General features: G+C 58.1%; 18 protein-coding genes and 1 tRNA gene. 10 read left to right on the top strand and 9 right to left on the bottom strand.

What is annotated here, in order from left to right; genetic code table 11:
* Positions 1-23 precede the first annotated feature (23 nt).
* On the bottom strand, positions 24-458 hold the full coding sequence (gene mscL / locus LNV07_RS00955; RefSeq protein WP_263569308.1) for a large conductance mechanosensitive channel protein MscL: 435 nt from the start codon (positions 456-458) through the stop codon (positions 24-26).
* Positions 459-673: 215 nt separating this feature from the next.
* On the opposite strand from mscL, the gene petA reads away from it, so the two are divergent.
* The 6 genes from petA to LNV07_RS00985 all read left to right on the top strand — a co-directional run bounded on the left by petA (position 674) and on the right by LNV07_RS00985 (position 4,971).
* Positions 674-1,270, top strand: coding sequence for a ubiquinol-cytochrome c reductase iron-sulfur subunit (petA, locus tag LNV07_RS00960; protein ID WP_263569309.1), 597 nt, complete (start codon positions 674-676; stop codon positions 1,268-1,270).
* A gap of 32 nt (positions 1,271-1,302) precedes the next feature.
* Positions 1,303-2,712 (top strand): cytochrome b, encoded by a 1,410-nt coding sequence (locus tag LNV07_RS00965; protein ID WP_263569310.1) that lies wholly within the window; start codon positions 1,303-1,305, stop codon positions 2,710-2,712.
* A 17-nt stretch (positions 2,713-2,729) separates the two neighbouring features.
* Entirely contained in the window at positions 2,730-3,500 is a 771-nt protein-coding gene (locus LNV07_RS00970; protein WP_263569311.1) for a cytochrome c1, read from the top strand.
* Between the two features lie 140 nt (positions 3,501-3,640).
* Entirely contained in the window at positions 3,641-4,258 is a 618-nt protein-coding gene (locus LNV07_RS00975; protein WP_263569312.1) for a glutathione S-transferase N-terminal domain-containing protein, read from the top strand.
* Positions 4,259-4,269: 11 nt separating this feature from the next.
* Complete coding sequence (locus LNV07_RS00980; RefSeq protein ID WP_263569313.1) at positions 4,270-4,854, top strand: ClpXP protease specificity-enhancing factor; 585 nt, start codon at positions 4,270-4,272, stop codon at positions 4,852-4,854.
* A 41-nt stretch (positions 4,855-4,895) separates the two neighbouring features.
* Positions 4,896-4,971, top strand: a tRNA-Thr gene (locus tag LNV07_RS00985).
* 75 nt (positions 4,972-5,046) lie between these two features.
* Here the strand turns inward: LNV07_RS00985 and LNV07_RS00990 are convergent.
* Complete coding sequence (locus tag LNV07_RS00990; RefSeq protein ID WP_263569314.1) at positions 5,047-5,361, bottom strand: DciA family protein; 315 nt, start codon at positions 5,359-5,361, stop codon at positions 5,047-5,049.
* Between the two features lie 288 nt (positions 5,362-5,649).
* On the opposite strand from LNV07_RS00990, the gene secA reads away from it, so the two are divergent.
* From secA to LNV07_RS01005, 3 genes are all read left to right on the top strand, one after another.
* Complete coding sequence (gene secA / locus LNV07_RS00995) at positions 5,650-8,394, top strand: preprotein translocase subunit SecA (RefSeq protein WP_318013656.1); 2,745 nt, start codon at positions 5,650-5,652, stop codon at positions 8,392-8,394.
* Between the two features lie 302 nt (positions 8,395-8,696).
* Positions 8,697-9,251, top strand: coding sequence for an FxDxF family PEP-CTERM protein (locus tag LNV07_RS01000; protein ID WP_263569315.1), 555 nt, complete (start codon positions 8,697-8,699; stop codon positions 9,249-9,251).
* A 72-nt stretch (positions 9,252-9,323) separates the two neighbouring features.
* Positions 9,324-9,992, top strand: coding sequence for a PEP-CTERM sorting domain-containing protein (locus LNV07_RS01005; protein WP_263569316.1), 669 nt, complete (start codon positions 9,324-9,326; stop codon positions 9,990-9,992).
* Between the two features lie 391 nt (positions 9,993-10,383).
* On the opposite strand, the gene LNV07_RS01010 is transcribed toward LNV07_RS01005, so the two are convergent.
* From LNV07_RS01010 to hemP, 3 genes are all read right to left on the bottom strand, one after another.
* Complete coding sequence (locus tag LNV07_RS01010; RefSeq protein WP_263569317.1) at positions 10,384-11,352, bottom strand: choice-of-anchor A family protein; 969 nt, start codon at positions 11,350-11,352, stop codon at positions 10,384-10,386.
* Positions 11,353-11,550: 198 nt separating this feature from the next.
* A complete protein-coding gene (locus LNV07_RS01015) occupies positions 11,551-12,999 on the bottom strand; it encodes an aldehyde dehydrogenase family protein (RefSeq protein ID WP_263569318.1) in 1,449 nt (482 codons plus the stop codon).
* A gap of 189 nt (positions 13,000-13,188) precedes the next feature.
* Positions 13,189-13,407, bottom strand: coding sequence for a hemin uptake protein HemP (hemP, locus tag LNV07_RS01020; protein WP_263569319.1), 219 nt, complete (start codon positions 13,405-13,407; stop codon positions 13,189-13,191).
* Positions 13,408-13,585: 178 nt separating this feature from the next.
* Between hemP and bfr the strand changes: the two genes are divergently transcribed.
* Entirely contained in the window at positions 13,586-14,065 is a 480-nt protein-coding gene (gene bfr, locus LNV07_RS01025) for a bacterioferritin (RefSeq protein WP_263569320.1), read from the top strand.
* Between the two features lie 130 nt (positions 14,066-14,195).
* Here the strand turns inward: bfr and LNV07_RS25620 are convergent, their stop codons facing one another.
* From LNV07_RS25620 to folD, 4 genes are all read right to left on the bottom strand, one after another.
* Complete coding sequence (locus tag LNV07_RS25620; protein ID WP_458296238.1) at positions 14,196-14,804, bottom strand: glutaredoxin family protein; 609 nt, start codon at positions 14,802-14,804, stop codon at positions 14,196-14,198.
* Positions 14,801-14,944, bottom strand: a complete 144-nt coding sequence (locus tag LNV07_RS01040) for a hypothetical protein (protein ID WP_263569321.1) — start codon at positions 14,942-14,944, stop codon at positions 14,801-14,803. Before LNV07_RS01040 ends, LNV07_RS25620 begins: the two co-directional genes overlap by 4 nt.
* 80 nt (positions 14,945-15,024) lie before the next feature.
* Entirely contained in the window at positions 15,025-17,046 is a 2,022-nt protein-coding gene (locus LNV07_RS01045) for a M3 family metallopeptidase (protein ID WP_263569322.1), read from the bottom strand.
* A complete protein-coding gene (folD, locus tag LNV07_RS01050) occupies positions 17,043-17,906 on the bottom strand; it encodes a bifunctional methylenetetrahydrofolate dehydrogenase/methenyltetrahydrofolate cyclohydrolase FolD (RefSeq protein WP_263569323.1) in 864 nt (287 codons plus the stop codon). Before folD ends, LNV07_RS01045 begins: the two co-directional genes overlap by 4 nt.
* Between the last annotated feature and the right edge of the window lie 42 nt (positions 17,907-17,948).

Genomic DNA, 17,948 nt, shown 5'->3' on the forward strand with positions numbered 1-17,948 from the left:
TTTTGGCTGCCTTGCTGGCTAACTTAGCGCTTCAAGGAATCGCGAATTTCACGCAGCAACACGATGTCTTCTGGCGTGGCGGCGGCCTCGACTGGAGCGGCCGGCTCGTCGCGCTTCAAGCGATTGATCTGCCGAATCATCATGAAGATGATGAAGGCCAGGATGATGAAATTCAGCAGCACGGTCAGAAAGCTGCCATAGGCGAACAAGGGAACGCCAGCCTTGCTGAGCGCCTCATAAGTGGCGGGGCCTTTGTAATCAGCCGGAGGGCTGGCCAAGGTGATGAAATAGTTGGAGAAGTCCAGGCCGCCGACAATGCGGCCGATCACCGGCATGATCAAGTCCTTGACAACCGAGTCGACGATCTTGCCGAAGGCGCCGCCAATGATCACGCCAACGGCCAAGTCAACCACATTGCCTTTGACCGCAAATTCCCTGAATTCGGACAACATTCCCATAAATTGCTCCACTGTTGGCTCGAGGGCCGGTTGTATTTGGGCGGGCATCGCATCGGCAGCTTGTGGCTTGCGTGATGATTGGTGCCCGCAATTGCTCAAAACGACCATATTGTCGTGTGAAAATGCGTCTGCGGAATGATGTCGAAGCCAATAGGCGGCGGCGTCCGTTAGAATCTCGGGTTGACCCCGATCAGAAGTCTCGTTTGAGGATGCTCATGAGTGACCAGCAAGTGGACCACGGCAAGCGCACTTGGCTAATAGCCACAAGTTGCGCCGGCGCCGTTGGCGGTGTAGCCGTCGCCGTACCTTTCGTTAGTTCTTTCGCCCCGTCTGAGCGCGCCAAGGCCGCTGGAGCGGCAGTGGAAGTCGATATCAGTGCCATCAAACCGGGCGAGAAATTGACCGTTGAGTGGCGCGGCAAGCCCGTCTGGATCGTGCGTCGTACGCCCGAGCAAGTGGCTGCCCTGAGCGGCCGTGATGCCGAGCTGGCGGACCCTTTGTCCAAGCGCACGGCATTCCCGACGCCGGAATACGCCAAAAACGAGGCTCGTTCGATCAAGCCAGAGTTCATGGTGGCGGTGGGTATTTGCTCGCACCTGGGTTGTTCGCCCAGCGAGAAATTCACCCCCGGCCCTCAGCCTTCGTTGCCGGATGACTGGCGCGGTGGCTTTTTGTGCCCCTGCCACGGTTCGACCTTCGACTTGGCGGGTCGCGTGTTCAAGAATAAGCCGGCGCCCGATAACCTCGAAGTGCCTCCCCATATGTACCTGTCCGACACCAAAATCATCATTGGTGAAGACAAGCCGGCTTAATCGCCGCATTAGGCTAAAGGACAGAGGTCAACATGGCTGAATTCAAAGAAGCTCCAGCAGGCGCACCGATGGGTGAGCAGCTCCTGACTTGGGTGGATAACCGCTTCCCGGCGAGCAAGCTCTATAAAGAGCATTTGTCGGAGTACTACGCTCCGAAAAACTTCAACTGGTGGTACATCTTCGGCTCGCTGGCCTTGGTGGTGCTGGTGATTCAAATCGTCTCGGGTATTTTCCTGGTGATGCATTACAAGCCCGATGCGGTGATGGCGTTCGCCTCGGTCGAGTACATCATGCGTGATGTGCCTTGGGGTTGGTTGATCCGCTATATGCACTCGACCGGCGCCTCGGCGTTTTTCATCATCGTTTATCTGCATATGTACCGGGGCCTGATTTATGGCTCTTACCGCAAGCCGCGTGAGTTGGTTTGGATCTTCGGTTGCGGTATCTTCTTGTGCCTGATGGCCGAGGCCTTCATGGGTTATCTGCTGCCATGGGGCCAGATGTCCTATTGGGGTGCGCAGGTGATTGTGAACTTGTTCGCCGCCGTGCCCTTCATCGGCCCTGATCTGGCTTTGCTGATTCGCGGTGACTTTGTGGTCGGTGACGCGACGCTGAATCGCTTCTTTGCCTTCCACGTGATTGCCGTGCCGCTGGTCTTGCTGGGCTTGGTGGTGGCGCACATCATTGCGCTGCATGAAGTGGGCTCGAACAACCCGGACGGCGTCGAGATCAAGGGCCCCAAGGCTCCGAAGGACGCCAATGGTCATCCGCTTGACGGCATCCCGTTCCACCCTTATTACAGCGTGCATGACATCTATGCCTTGAGCCTGTTCTTGATGGTGTTCACGGCGATCGTTTTCTTTGCGCCTGAAATGGGTGGCTACTTCCTTGAATACAACAATTTCATCCCGGCTGATCCACTGAAGACCCCGGCTCACATTGCGCCGGTCTGGTATTTCACGCCTTACTACTCGATGCTGCGTGCAACGACCGACACGATGGTGAATGTGTTGGCCGGTATTGTTGGTTTGTCGGCGATCTTGGCAGTCTTGAAAGGCAGTTTCTCCGGCAAGGCCAAAGTGGCGGTGCTGGTGATTGCCCTTGTCGCTGCAGCACTGCTGAAGACCTTTGATGCCAAGTTCTGGGGCGTGGTAGTGATGGGCGGCGCGGTTGTGATTCTGTTCGTCCTGCCTTGGCTGGATCACAGCCCGGTCAAGTCGATCCGCTATCGTCCTGATTGGCACAAATATGTGTATGCCGTGTTTGTCGTGTTCTTCCTGGTGTTGGGTTACTTGGGCATTCAACCACCGACCGATATGGGCACCTTGGTCGCTCAGATTGGCACCTTGTACTACTTTGGCTTCTTCTTGTTGATGCCTTGGTGGAGCAAGCTCGGTACGCCGAAGCCTGTGCCTGATCGTGTGACCTTCCACGCCCACTGAGCCACGGAGACCAAAGAATGAAAAAACTCATCGCTACGTTGCTGACCTGCTTTGGCTTGGTATCCGGTGCCTTTGCCAACGCGGGCGGCATGGAATGGGACAAGTTCCCCAAAGAGAAAATGCAGGACATGGCGGCGCTGCAGAATGGCGCCAAGTTGTTCGTCAACTACTGTCTTAACTGCCACTCGGCGGCCTTCATGCGCTACAACCGCATGCGCGATATCGGTTTGACCGAGTTGCAGATCAAGAACAACCTGATGTTCGCCTCCGACAAAGTTGGAGATACGATGAAGGTTGCGATGGATCCACGTCAGGCCAAAGAATGGTTTGGCGCTGCTCCGCCCGATTTGACCGTTATCGCTCGTTCGCGTGCCGATGGTGCCAAGGGTTCGGGCGCCGACTATTTGTATACCTATCTGCGTAGCAATTACGTCGACGACACCAAAGCGACGGGTTGGAATAACCTGGCCTTTCCAAGTGTGGCCATGCCTCATGTGTTGTGGGAGTTGCAGGGTCTGCGCGCAGCCAAGTTTGCCGAAGAATCTGACCCACATGATCATGCCAAGAAGATTCACGTCTTCAAGGGTTTCGAGCAACTGACGCCCGGCACCTTGACCCCGGGTCAATATGACAATGCGGTGGCTGATTTGGTTGCCTACCTGCAGTGGATGGGTGAGCCGGCCCAGACCCAGCGCTTTCGCCTGGGCGTGATGGTGCTCTTGTTCTTGTTGGTGTTCACCGTCTTTGCCTGGCGCCTGAATGCGGCCTATTGGAAAGACGTGAAATAGTTGATCAGGCTCGGGCATCTTTGCCTGGCCGAAAGCGCAGTGGGAAGCTTGCATAAGCTCCCACTGCGTTTGCATTTTGCGCGGATTTGTTCAGTAACGTCCGCGAACCTTTTTACCTTACCCTTTGGGAGCCTGCCGCCATGATGGTGCTTTATTCTGGAACCACCTGCCCTTACTCGCATCGCTGCCGCTTCGTGCTGTTCGAAAAGGGTATGGACTTTGAAATTCGCGATGTGGACTTGTTCGCCAAGCCCGAAGACATCGCCTTGATGAATCCCTACAACGAAGTGCCGATCCTGGTTGAGCGAGACTTGATTCTGTATGAGTCGCACATCATCAATGAATACATCGATGAGCGTTTCCCTCACCCGCAATTGATGCCCGGCGACCCAGTCGCTCGCGCACGGGTGCGCCTGTTCCTGCTGAATTTCGAGAAGGAACTGTTCGCTCACGTCAATGTGCTGGAAGGTCGTAGCCAAGCCGCCAAGGCAGCCGACAAGCAGTTGGAAAAGGCCCGCTCGCAGATCCGCGACCGCTTGACTCAGTTGGCCCCTATCTTCCTGAAGAACAAGTACATGCTCGGCGACGATTTTTCGATGCTGGACGTGGCCATTGCTCCGCTGCTGTGGCGCCTTGATTACTACGGCATCGATATGTCCAAGAATGCGCTGCCGCTGCTGAAATATGCCGAGCGGATTTTCTCGCGTCCTGCCTACATCGAGGCGTTGACGCCGTCCGAGAAGGTCATGCGCAAGTAAGCGATCGGCATATGGAACAAAGCAGTCAGAACGGCGGATCGGGCAGTGCATCGACTCGGCCTTACTTGATTCGAGCCTTGCACGATTGGTGTACCGATAACGGTTTCACCCCCTATATCGCCGTGCAAGTGGACAAGTTTGTGCAGGTGCCGATGGAATACGTCAGCAATAACGAAATCGTCCTCAACGTCGGCTTCGACGCCACCAGCAGTCTGGAGCTTGGCAACGAGTTCATTCAGTTCAAGGCCAGGTTCGGCGGCACGGCGCGCGAGATCATTGTGCCGATAGACCATGTGGTTGCCATCTACGCCCGTGAAAACGGGCAAGGCATGGCATTCCCTGCACCCGATGTGCAGACAGCGATGGGGCCGGTGCAAGCGCCTGCGGTTAGCGCTCCGGCGCCGGCCGTGCCGGAGGATCGGCCGGCGGCTGCGCCATTGCGCGCTGTGAAGCTGACGCAAAGTGTGGAGTCAGCTTCGGCAGACGGTAAGGCAATTCTTGCTGAAGTTCCCTCTGCTTTGGGTGCGGTTGACGGCGATGAGCCCGATGCAACACCCCCAAGCTCGGGCCGGCCTTCATTGAAGCGAATAAAGTAGTTGACCGGCCCGTTAATTAAGGGCTATACTCTTGGTCTTTCGCCGGCTTAGCTCAGTTGGTAGAGCAACCGCCTTGTAAGCGGTAGGTCATCAGTTCGAATCCGATAGCCGGCACCAAAGTTGAAAATACCGCTTCCATAAGCGGTATTTTTTTGCCTGGGCGTTTTGGCTTTGGCTTGAGTATTTCCGCCCTTACTGCTGCACTTTTACCCTGACCTTGGACGGTTGCAGTCCGGCTTCTTCGAGCAGTTCCTGCAGGCGGGGTTGCAGGTGGCGCAACTTGGCGGCAACCGCCGCATTGGCGGCAAGCAAGGTCCAGCCTTCCTCATCGACCGGACCTGGCCGGACAAACCTGCTTAGAGCACCCGGCAGGCAATGCTTGATCAACTCCATGCGCCGATTGGATTCGCGCATCAGCAGGCTCAGTCGAGCCAAGCCTTCATGCTGCAGCAAGGCGCTGGAGATTGATAACGGCTCAGGGACCTGTTGACCGTTGCGAAATTTCATTCTGGGGCGAAAGGGCGCGCGCATCTTGCCAGTGTATGTCCGCGAGCCTGCGGTTTCTGCGTGACTTGAGCCGGATGCTAAACTCCCGGAGTTTTGCGCTTGGCAGTTTTGGGCAGCAAGTGACGTGAGCTATTGCAGTACGTCGAGTGCGCCTCATATGGGCCGAGCACGAAGAAGAATTCAGAGGCCTAGCTCGTGGCAAACATGAATGTTTGTCGGCGGCGACCGCCAACCCCAGGGAGCAGCCAAGTGGCTCCCCCGAAACTTACGATTCAACCAATACGCTGCATGTTGCCCAAGCTTCTCACCCAGATTTTCGGTAGCCGTAACGAGCGCTTGCTTAAGGGCTACCGCCGCACCGTCCAGCAGATTAATGCGCTGGAGCCGCAATTCGAGCAACTCGATGATGCGGCCTTGAAGGCCAAGACCGACGAGTTCAAGCAGCGTCTTGCCAAGGGCGAGACCTTGGATTCTTTGCTGCCGGAAGCGTTTGCGGTGGTGCGGGAAGGCGGTAAACGCGCGCTGAAGATGCGGCACTTCGATGTGCAGTTGATCGGCGGTATGGTGCTCAACGCCGGCAAGGTGGCCGAGATGGGCACCGGCGAAGGCAAGACCTTGATGGGTACCCTGGCCGTTTATCTGAATGCGCTGACGGGCAAGGGCGTACATCTGGTCACCGTCAATGACTATTTGGCCAAGCGCGACGCTGAATGGATGGCGCGGCTCTACAACTTTCTGGGCCTCACCGTTGGCGTCAACTTGGCGCAAATGTCGCGCGAAGAGAAGCAGGCCGCTTACGCCGCTGACGTTACCTACGGCACCAACAACGAATACGGCTTTGACTATCTTCGAGACAATATGGTGCACGAGGTCTCGGACCGCGTGCAACGTCCATTGGCGTTCGCCATCGTTGACGAGGTTGATTCCATCCTGATCGACGAGGCGCGCACACCGCTGATCATCTCCGGCCAAGCCGATGACCAGACCGATGTGTATCTGGCCATCAACAAGGTCGCTCCCGGCTTGAAGAAGCAGATCGGCGAGTTGGATATTCGTACCGGCGAAGGCGTGATCGAGCCCGGTGACTTCACCGTTGATGAAAAATCGCATCAGGTCTATTTGACCGAAGACGGCCATGAGAACGCCGAACGCTTGCTGAGCGAAGCTGGCCTGCTGATGGAAGGCGCCAGCCTCTACGACGCCGGCAACATCACGCTGATGCATCATCTGTATGCCGCGCTGCGGGCCACCCACATCTACCACCGCGACCAGCATTACGTGGTGCAAAGCGGTGAGGTCATCATCGTCGACGAGTTCACCGGCCGTTTGATGACCGGGCGCCGCTGGAGCGATGGTCTGCACCAGGCGGTAGAGGCCAAAGAAGGCGTGGCGATCCAGAGCGAGAACCAGACGCTGGCCTCGATCACCTTCCAGAACTTCTTCCGCATGTACGGTAAGTTGTCCGGCATGACCGGCACGGCGGACACCGAGGCCTACGAATTTCAAGAAATTTATGGGCTTGAAACGGTGGTGATTCCGCCTAACCGCCCAACTCGGCGCAAGGATGAGCAGGACTTGGTCTACAAGACCACGGTTGAAAAGTTCCATGCCGTCGTCGCCGACATCAAGGCCAGCCATGAGCGCGGTCAACCCACCTTGGTTGGCACGACTTCAATCGAAAACTCCGAATACATCTCGAAGTTGCTGACAGCCGAGAAGCTGCCACACAAGGTTCTGAACGCCAAGCAGCATGCGCAGGAAGCCTTGATCGTCGCGCAGGCGGGTCGGCCGGGCATGATCACCATTGCCACCAATATGGCCGGTCGCGGCACCGACATCGTGTTGGGTGGTAATGTTGAGAATCAAATCAAGTTGATCGAGGCTGACGCAAGCGTGGCCGAGGCCGACAAGGCCCAGCAGATTCAGACGCTCAAGGACGAATGGGCCGGGTTGCATGAGCAGGTCAAGGCGGCCGGTGGCTTGCGCATCATCGCCACCGAGCGGCATGAAAGCCGCCGTATCGATAATCAGTTACGTGGTCGCTCCGGCCGCCAAGGCGACCCCGGTGCTTCGCGTTTCTACCTCTCGCTTGACGATCAGTTGATGCGCATCTTCGCGGGTGACCGCGTGCGCGCCATCATGGATCGCCTGAAGATGCCCGAAGGCGAGGCGATCGAGGCCGGCATCGTCAGCCGTTCGATCGAAAGCGCGCAGCGCAAGGTCGAGGCTCGCAACTTTGATGTGCGCAAGCAGTTGCTCGAGTACGACGACGTTTCGAACGATCAGCGCAAGGTCATTTATCAGCAGCGCAATGACATCCTCGAAGCGCAGAGCCTGGTCGAGCAAATTGACAATCTGCGTGCCAGCACGCTGGGCGATGTGGTGCGCACCTTTGTGCCGTCGCAGAGCGTCGAAGAGCAGTGGGACTTGCCCGGCCTTGAGCGCGTGTTACGCGACGAGTGGCAGCTTGAAGTGGCGTTGACCGCGATGGTCGAGAAGAGCGATTCCATCACCGATGAAGATGTGTTGGAGTTGGTGGTGAAGACCGGCGACACCGTGTTCGCCGACAAGGTTGAGCGTGTCGGCATCGATCAGTTGACGCCATTCATGCGCATGGTCTTGCTGCAAAGCATCGACCAACATTGGCGCGAGCATCTGGCATCGCTGGACTATCTGCGCCAGGGCATCCATCTGCGCGGTTACGCACAGAAGAACCCCAAGCAGGAATACAAGCGCGAAGCCTTCGATCTGTTCTCGCAGTTGCTGGATGTGGTGAAGATGGAAGTCACTCGCACCTTGATGAATGTGCGTATCCAGTCGCAAGAGGAAGCCAATCGCGCCGCCGAGGCCATTGAAGCGCGCGCCGAGCGGGTCAGCAACGTCACCTACACCCACCCGAATGAAGACGGTTCGGTGTCGCAAGACGCTGCGCCTGATTTCGATGCGGGCAAGTACGGGCATGTCGGCCGCAATGACGCTTGCCCCTGCGGCAGCGGCAAGAAGTTCAAGCTCTGCCACGGCAAGCTGGCCTGACGGGCAATTCAGAACTCACCGTCTCAACCCATCAGAAGGGCCGCATCCGGCAAGGATGCGGCCCTTTTTTTGCCTACGGGCAGCGCATCCTCGACGCCTTCCCTCGTCTGCTCATGCAGAGGCCTCGAAATGACCGGCTTTTGCCGTGCATTTCACACGCTACCCGCTTACGGCCACCCAGTCAGGGGGGCGGCTAAATGGGTGCATTCCCCTACGATTCGTACTTGGATTGATGGTGATCTTGATGGCCGCGAATCCAGCGGCTATCGGCCCAGAGTTGAAACTTAAAGAGGGTAATTTTCATGCGTACAAGAAGAGCGGTGGGAGCAGCTTCCTTGGCCTTGGGCCTGCTGGTTGGTGCGACGCAGGTCGTAGCGGGTCCGGTTATGTTCAAAGTCAGTGAGAACTTAATGGATCAGGTTGGTCGCACCGGCATCAAGGACGACGATGTTAAGGATGAGTTCAATTTCCATCTGGCTAGCGCGCAAAAATTGTCCGGCGCCCTGATGACAGCCGGGCATAAGTTCGGTCAAAAAGCAGTGAAATCCAAGCTAGATATCACCAAGGTCTATTTGACGAGCGCCGACAACAAAAATCTGGCACCGATTGAGCTCGTTGGCTCTGATGCTGATGATCTGGGCGTTGAAACTTGGACGCTGTCTAACGTCGTTTTGACGGCTGGTGACTGGGTGCTGCATGTTGAAGGCAAGGGCGGCCTGATAAAGGGTGGCAAACAGGCGAACTCCTATTCATTGCAATTAACTGGGGTAAATGCTGTGCCTGAGCCACAGACCCTGGCCCTGAGTCTCCTGGCTTTATGCGGGCTCGTTGCCGTCAAGCGTCTGCGCAAGGCTTGAAGCCACCAGATTGCCCAACGAAATCTGAACCACGTTCAGAGTCACTATTTGATCGTAAGAAGAGGAACTGAAATGTTTGCAAACAAGAAAGCGATTGCTCTTGCCGTGTTGACGATGTCTATGACTGGCATTGCTGTGGCGGACAGCTTGGACCTGAAGTTCGTTGGCAAAGACAGCGAGACGATATTGACGACGAGCTTCGCGACTGCTTACCCGACGGGACGGCTCGAGTTCCGGACTACGCAGAGCAACGCCAGCTTTTACGCCTATTGTGTGGAATTGGTTGAAGACCACGCGGTGGCTGGTGACGGCTTTCAAACCTACACGGTGGGCAAGTTCGACGGTGTGCAAGCGACCCGCCTGAATGGGTTGTTCAGCAGCAGCTATGCCGGGCTCGCGAGCGCCACCGACAGGGCGGCGTTTCAGACGGCTATTTGGGAAATCACCCATGAGACCGAGGCTGTGATGGACGTGAGCAAAGGCGCGGGCGACTTTTCGGTCACGAACCTTGCCGATCCCTTGAAGACAGAAGGATTCGTGTTTCAAGTGAATTCCTTTCTGGGAAAAGCCGATGCTTACGCTGGGCAAGATCTCTACACACTGACCAAGTTGACTAGTAATGGTTTCCAAGACTTATTAACCGTCACCGCTGTACCCGAGCCTAGCGGTTTTGCCTTGATGGCCGTGGGTTTGGCTGGTTTCGGTTTGCTTGCTCGTCGGCGTAAAAACAAACAGGGCTGACGTTTCGGTCGGCCGTCTGGCCGCCGCTAGGTCGTGATTGAACGCTAAAAGGAGGGCGCCCATTGGGCGCCCTTTGCGCTTCGTCCTTTGCTCTGGCACACCTAGCCACTGTCTCCTGCCCTCTATGCCATTTTCTGCGAACGGCGCTCTTGCTCCGTGGCGGGCGCCGATTCTGTCGGGACGGACGCGAGCATGGCTCCGCTCTTGCCGTAGCCGTAGCAAAGCTCTTCGTGGGCAGCTCGGTCGGGGCAGCAGCAGTCCGCGAGATGTGGGGGCTGGAGAGAACCATGGCCTGGGGACTTGTCTCGCCTCTGATTTGATTTGAATATCGGCTGGAAACAAAAAAGGCTCCCGAAGGAGCCCTTGTGAGCGGTGAGAAGTTAAATCGGGTTTAGTTGCCGGTCATCTTGCGGCGACGCGCCATGAAGGTTACGACGCCCAGGCCGGCCAGCATCAAAGCATAGGTCTCTGGCTCGGGGACGGCGGAAATATTGCGGAAAGGTTCATGGCCGATTTCCACCTGCGCAGAAATAGAGTTGCCGATGATCGATCCTTCTATGTGACCCGTGCCGATGACGTTGGCCTTGGTCGCCAAGATAGTGCCGTACGTAAAGGTAGCAATGTTGACACTGGTGGCGTCAACCAAGTTGAACAGAACGCTGCCGCGTAGAGCTTCCAATTGGCCATCTTGGCCACCCGAAAACGTCACCGCGTTTCCATGCACATTCACCAATACTTGGGCGCCCTGTTTGACATTCTGCAAAAACAGGTTGCCTAGTTGACCACCTGCTACATCAAATACTTGTACGTCGGCTGTGTTGTTGCCCGTCAAATAAAGTCCGCCCCATTTGCTTTCAACCGTGCCATTTGCAGTTCCGGTCGCTAGCGTTGAAGACAGTGCTTTAAGTTGAGTCTCGGCGGCGCCAAAGTCGATCACATTGCCTTTACGCAAATCATGTGGTTGGGAGGAATCATTGGCACCGCCGTAGACACCATAGCCAACTGGCTTTGTCCAACTGGTAATAGGTCCGACGGTGGCGTTGGTATCGATGTTGTTCCCTGGACCCTTGAAGATCTGGCCTGTGCCAAGTCTTACATTGCCGCCTACGACCAAGCTCGGGCCGTCAACGTCTGACGAGGTGCGATACCCAAAAGAAAAGCCGGAGGTGTCCAAGTTGCCGCCCACGGCGAACTTGCCTTCAACGTCCATAACCTTGCTGGCATCGCCAAAGAAGAAGCCGCTGTATTTCGAGGCAACGCCCAAGTCGAGGTTCTGCACCGGCACGGCCTGTACCGCGCTGGCCAATAATGCTGCCGCGGCGATAGAAACCAACTTCAGACCACTTGTACGATTCAACATTTTGCTTTTCACCTAAAAGACCCCTGTAGGTTGAGTTTGCGATCTCAGCGAAGGATCCTTCGCCATGACCGAAATTCTAGGGAAAATACGGATGAAAAGCCCGATTCACTTGAATTGGTATTGCTTTGGTTTGTGCGCTTTGCACGAAATTCCTGGCTCAAATCGCCGAACTGGCGGGCGTTGGCCGGCCAGTTCTCGTCAAGCCTGCAAATAGCTGGTCTTGACCGTGGTGAAAAACTCGGCGGCATAGCTGCCTTGCTCGCGCGAGCCCATGCTGGATGCTTTGCGGCCGCCAAACGGGACGTGATAGTCGACGCCGGCGGTCGGCAGATTGACCATCACCATGCCGGCTTGAGCATGACGCTTGAAGTGGCTGGCGTATTTGAGCGAGCCGGTGCAGATGCCGCTGGACAGGCCAAACGGCGTGTCATTGGCGAGTTGCAGAGCATGCTCATAGTCATCGGCCGGGATCACACTGGCCACCGGGCCAAAGATTTCTTCTTGGCAATGACGCATCGCGTTGTCGCAGTCGGCAAACAAGGCCGGGCTCAGGTAGTGGCCGGGCGTCGCCAAGTTCAGCGTCTCGCCGCCGCAGACATGGCGAGCGCCTTCGGCCTTGGCCATGGCGATGTATCGCAGGTTCTGGGCCAGTTGGCTGGCGTCAACAACGGGGCCGATCTGGGTCTCGGCGTGCAACGCATGGCCGACGCGCAAGGCGGCGGTGGCTGCGGCCAAGCGCTCAAGAAATACCTTGTAGATGCCTTTTTGGACAATGATCCGCGAGGCCGCCGTACAACGCTGGCCGGTCGAATAGAAGGCGCTTTGCACCACGCAGTTGACCGCCAGGTCGAGGTCGGCATCATCCAGCACGACGCAAGGATTCTTGCCGCCCATTTCCAATTGAAACTTGGCGCCGCGTTGCACGGCAGCCTGCGCCACGCGGGCGCCGGTGGCGACCGAACCGGTAAAGCTCAAGGCATTCACTTGCGGAGAGTTCAGCAAGGCTTGGCCGACCACCGAACCCGGCCCCATCAACAGATTGAACACGCCTTGAGGCAGGCCGGCGCGGCTGATGATTTCACTTAAGGCCCAGGCTGTACCGGGCACCAACTCGGCCGGCTTGAACAAGACCGTGTTGCCATAGGCGAGGGCGGGGGCAATCTTCCACGCGGGAATGGCAGCGGGAAAGTTCCAGGGCGCGATCACGCCGACCACCCCGACCGGCTCTCTTGTCACCTCGACCTCAATATTGGGTCGCACCGAGGCCAGTTTGTCGCCGCGCAAGCGCAGCGCTTCTTGCGCAAAGAATTTGAAGATAGCTCCGGCGCGGGCCACCTCTCCGATGCCTTCGGGGCGCGTCTTGCCTTCTTCGCGCGACAGCAACTCCCCTAACTCGTCTTTGCGGGCCAGGATCTCGCTGCCGATTCGGTCCAATGCGTCGGCGCGAACCTGCGGGTTGCTTAGACCCCAACTTGGAGCTGCCGCGTGGGCCGCTGCAATCGCGAGTTCCGTCTGGGCATGGTCGGCTTGGGTGTAGCGGCCGATTGTGTCGCCTGTGTCCGACGGGTTGATATTGGCGCGGGCGCTGACTCCTTCCATCCATTGTCCGGCGACGAAGTTGGTGTGAGTCGAGTTTGAGTCAGACATGGGTGCTCTTTCGGTTTGCTTGTTTGTAAATATTATAAATATATTTAACAAAACGACGTTGGCCTTGCGGGCGATCTGACTTTGATTCCTTGGTAAGTGGGCAATCGGCCGCCGCGTCCGGGCGCGCGGCCAACGGTCACCGAAAGTTGAAGCTTGGCGTTCCGGGTGTCCGTTGCTTTATTGTCAAATCTATTTGGTGAGAATCAGCTTGCCGAGTGCAGTCAAGCGCAGGCGATAGAGCTGACCTCCATGCTCAATCTCGACCTCGCGCTCGCTACCCAGCAATGTTTTGCTGCTGATGCGTTTGCGAACATGCACGCCGATGGGTAGCGCTGCCGCTTCCAGGGCGAAATCAATCGCATGTGAAGGGGTCTGGGTTAGCGGTTCTGGAGGCTTGGAGTTATGCATTTTTGCATTCTAAATACGAATGATTCGTACTGGCAATCAATTTATCATCGAATCTCTCTTTTCCGTTTGCAGATCGGCGCTGATAACGCTTCCTATGCAGAGCAGAAAGCTGTGGATTTTCCTTGGCCGGCTACAAGCGGCGAAGCACAATGCCCGCTGACCAATTAAGGAGAGAGTCATGCAAGGCGACACCAAGGTTCTGGAGTATCTGAATGCTCAGTTGAAGATCGAACTGACCGCGATCAATCAGTATTTTTTGCATTACCGGATGCTGAAAAATTGGGGCTTCGAGCGATTGGCCAAGCATGAGCACGATGAGTCGATCGAGGAAATGAAGCACGCCGACAAGTTGATGGATCGCATCCTGATGCTCGACGGGCTGCCTAATTTGCAAGACCTTGGGAAGCTCTATATCGGCGAGAACGCGATTGAGGTGTTGCACTGCGATTTGAAGCTTGAGGCCGGCTCCCAGCCTGGGCTCAAGGAGGCCATTGCCCACTGCGAGACTGTGCGTGACTATGTCTCGCGCGATGTCCTTGGCAGCATCCTCAAAGACACCGAGGACCACATCGATCATCTGGAAACACAGATCGGCTTGGTCGCTCAAGTGGGCGAGCAAAATTGGCTGCAATCGCAAATGGGCGGCGCCAATTCCTGAGTGGTAAAGGTCGCTGGGGCAGTAGCTTGTGGCCCGGGCATTAGACCTGCGGTACTCAGGGCCTTGTGAAAATTTGATTGAGAGTGGTTCGCATTTGCGTTAAAGTCTGGTTAAGAGAACCAACTGAAGCCTAAGGCTCTAACGCGCCATGATTGTTTGCCTTTGCCACCGAGTGTCCGATCGCGATATCAAGCGCAGCGTGGCTGAAGGCATCAGCAATTTCGAGCTTCTGCAAGACGAGACCGGTGTGGCCTCGGCTTGCGCTTGCTGCCTGGACTGCGCCAGAGAGGTCTTTGATGCAGCGCTTGCCAAGAGCGGCTGTGCCGGTGGCCGGCCCGAGCGTCCGACTTGGCAGGTGGTCAATGGGCCGCTGAGCTAGCTTGGCGTCTGGCCCGGCTATCCGGCAAAGTCCTTTTTGGAATGGCCCAGCAAAGCGCCCGCTCAAATAGTCAACCATCGCGCCCGACTCGCTCAGCCACCGTACCGAACCGTTGGCCTCGGTGATCTTCAGGCAGGGCACCTTGGTCGCACCCCGGCCCTGCAACAGCGCTTGGCGGTTCTGCTCATCATGCTGGGCATCTAGGCGCGCGATAGGCAGCGCCAGCGCATGGATTTCCTGGCGAACCTTGATGCAGAACGGGCAGGTCTTGAATTGATAGAGGGACAGGCTGGCGCTTTGGGCGTTGACCTTGCTTGCGCCTTGCTGCAAGGCGGCAGGACGAGCCAGGCGCTCCTTCAACTGGTGAGTTTGTAGCGGGCCTGCGGCTCGGCGGCGCTTGGAGCGGTGACCGATTCTGGGTCGCTGGAAGCGCCGCCACCGCAGGCGGTCAATAGCAGGACGGAGGCAGACAGGCAGAAGCTGCGGCGAGGCATGGTCATGGCGAAACCCGGTGACTGATTTCTCCTTCAGTCGCCGGCACGCCTTAGACCTTACAACGCCGTTTCTCGCCTTTACTCGTTCAGCTCATGCCCTGATGCCGCAGCAGCGCATCAATCTGGGGTTCGCGGCCACGGAAGGCCTTGAAACTCTCCATCGCGGGCCGAGAACCGCCCACTTCCAGCACGTTTTGCAAGTAACGCTGGCCAGTGGCGGCATTGAAAACACCCTCGACCTCAAACGCGCTCCAGGCATCGGCGCTCAGCAACTCGGCCCATTTATAGCTGTAGTAGCCGGCCGAATAGCCGCCCGCAAAGATATGCGAGAAGCTGTGCTGGCTGCGGTTGAAGCTGGGCGTGGGCATCACGGCGACCTCGGCGCGCACTTCGTCGAGCAGCGCTTGCACGGCCGCCTCGCTGCCGGGCTCGGCATGCAAGCGCATATCGAAGACCGAGAACTCGATCTGGCGCAGCGTCTGCAGGCCGCTCTGGAAGTTCTTGGCCGCCGTCATCTTGTCGAACAAGTCGCGCGGCAGTGACTCGCCTGTGTCGACATGGCTGGTCAGCTGTTGCACGACCTCCCATTCCCAGCAGAAGTTCTCCATGAACTGACTGGGCAGTTCGACGGCATCCCATTCGACGCCGGAGATGCCGGAGACGCCGAGCTCGTCCACTTGCGTCAGCAGGTGGTGCAGGCCGTGGCCGAATTCGTGGAACAGCGTGGTCACGTCGTCATGGCTCAACAGGGCCGGCTTGTCACCGACAGGTGAGGAGAAGTTGCAGACCAACTGCGCCACCGGCGTCTGCTGCGCGCCGTCCGGCCGCGCCCAGCGGCTGCGCACCTCGTCCATCCAGGCACCCGGCCGTTTGCCGCTGCGGGCATAGAGGTCGAGGTAGAACTGACCGACCAGTGCGCCATTTCTTTCAAGGCGGTAGAACTTGACGGACTCATGCCAGACCTCGGCCGGCTGCTCGCTGATCTTCACATTGAACAGGCGCTCGATGATGTCGAACAGGCCGGCCAGCACGCGCGGCACGGTGAAATATTGCCTGACCTCCTGATCGCTGAAGGCGTAGCGGGCTTCCTTGAGTTTTTCGGACGCGTAAGCGGTGTCCCAGGGTTGCAGCTCGCTCAGGCCCAGCTTGGTGGCGGCGAAGTCACGCAGCTCGGCCAGATCCTTCTCGGCAAAGGGGCGGGCGCGACGCGACAGGTCACGCAAGAAGTCCAGGACCTGGGTCGGCGAGTCGGCCATCTTGGCCACCATCGAGGCCTCGGCATAGTTGGCAAAGCCGAGCAGCGCCGCCTCTTCATGGCGCAGGCGCAGCAGCTCTTCGATGATGGCGCTGTTGTCCCACTCTGGCTTGTCGCCAAGCTCACTGGCGCGCGTCACATAGGCGCGATACAGGCGAGCACGCAAGTCGCGATGGCTCGCGTATTGCATCACCGGCAGGTATGAGGGGAAATGCAGCGTTAGCTTGAAACCCTCTTTGCCCTCGGCTTTGGCGGCCTCTTGTGCGGCGCTGACGGCGTCGGCAGGCACGCCGTCCATCTCCTCGGCCGTCGCGTAATAGGCAAAGCCGTCGGTCGCGTCGAGCACATGTTCGGAGAACTGCTGGCCGAGTTCGGCGCTGCGCTCCTGGATCGCGGCGAAGCGGGCCTTGGCCTCACCTTGCAACTCGGCCCCCGACAGCACGAAGTCGCGCAACCACAGCTTCAGTGCTTGCCGGCGCGGCGCGCTCAAGCCGGCGGCGGCTGGGCTGGCGGCGATCGCCTTGTACTTGGCATAGAGCTTTTCGTCCGCGCCGAGTTCGGTGAAGAACTCGGTGACGGCCGGCAGCATCGCGTTATAGGCCTCGCGCAGCTCGGGCGTGTTGGCGACCGCGTTCAGATGGCTGACGGCGCCCCAAGACGCTCCGAAACGTTCGGTGGCAACGCCCAAGCTGGCCGACAAGGCGTCATAGTCGGCCGGCGTCGCGTCCGAGGTGGCGAGCGCCAGCGCCGCGCGCGATTCGTTCAGCAGTTGCTCGATCGCCGGGGCAATGTGCTCGGGCTTGATGCTGGCGAAAGCGGGCAGGGCGGCGGTACTGAGTAATGGGTTACTCATACGGCCTCCGCTGTGGCTCGTTCCGCCGATTCAATCGTGTTGACCAGCAGCATCGTGATCGTCATCGGGCCAACGCCGCCGGGCACCGGGGTGATCCAGCCGGCCACTTCTTTGACGCCGTCGAAGTCCACATCGCCGCAGAGCTTGCCCTCGTCATTGCGGTTCATGCCCACGTCGATGACGACGGCGCCGGGCTTGACCATCTCCGCCGTTAGTACATTGCGCTTGCCAACCGCCGCGACAACGATATCGGCCTGGCGCGTGTGAAAGGCCAGATCCGCCGTGCCGCTGTGGCAGACCGTGACGGTGGCGTTGGCCTGCAAGAGCATCATCGCCATTGGCTTGCCGACGATATTGCTGCGGCCGATCACGACGGCATGTTTGCCGCGCAGATCCTTCATGCCGATAGCCTCCAGCATCTTCATGCATCCGTAAGGCGTGCAGGCCTTGAAGCCTTGCTCGCCCACCATCAGCGCGCCGGCGCTGGCGATGTGAAAGCCGTCCACATCCTTCTCGGGCGAGATCGCTTCGATGACCTTGTGATCGTCGATATGTTTGGGCAAGGGGAGCTGCACCAGAATGCCGTGGATGCTGGGATCATTGTTCAAGGCCTCGACGCGGGCCAGCAACTCGGCCTCGCTCATGCTGGCGTCGTACTTCTCCAGCACCGAGTGCAGGCCGGCATCGGCACAGGCCTTGACCTTGTTGCGCACATAGACCTGCGAGGCCGGGTTGTCTCCGACCAGCACCACGGCAAGGCCGGGTTTGACGCCCTTGGCCGTCAGCGCGGCGGCGCGCTGCGCAACCTCGGCGCGGACTTGTTGGGATAGGGCGTTGCCGTCGATCAATTGGGCAGTCATATTCATCTCCGTAAAAGCAAAAGCGCGCTCAGGGCGCGCTTC

It is taken from the genome of Roseateles oligotrophus, assembly GCF_025717515.1.
Lineage (GTDB): Bacteria > Pseudomonadota > Gammaproteobacteria > Burkholderiales > Burkholderiaceae_C > Paucibacter_A > Paucibacter_A oligotrophus.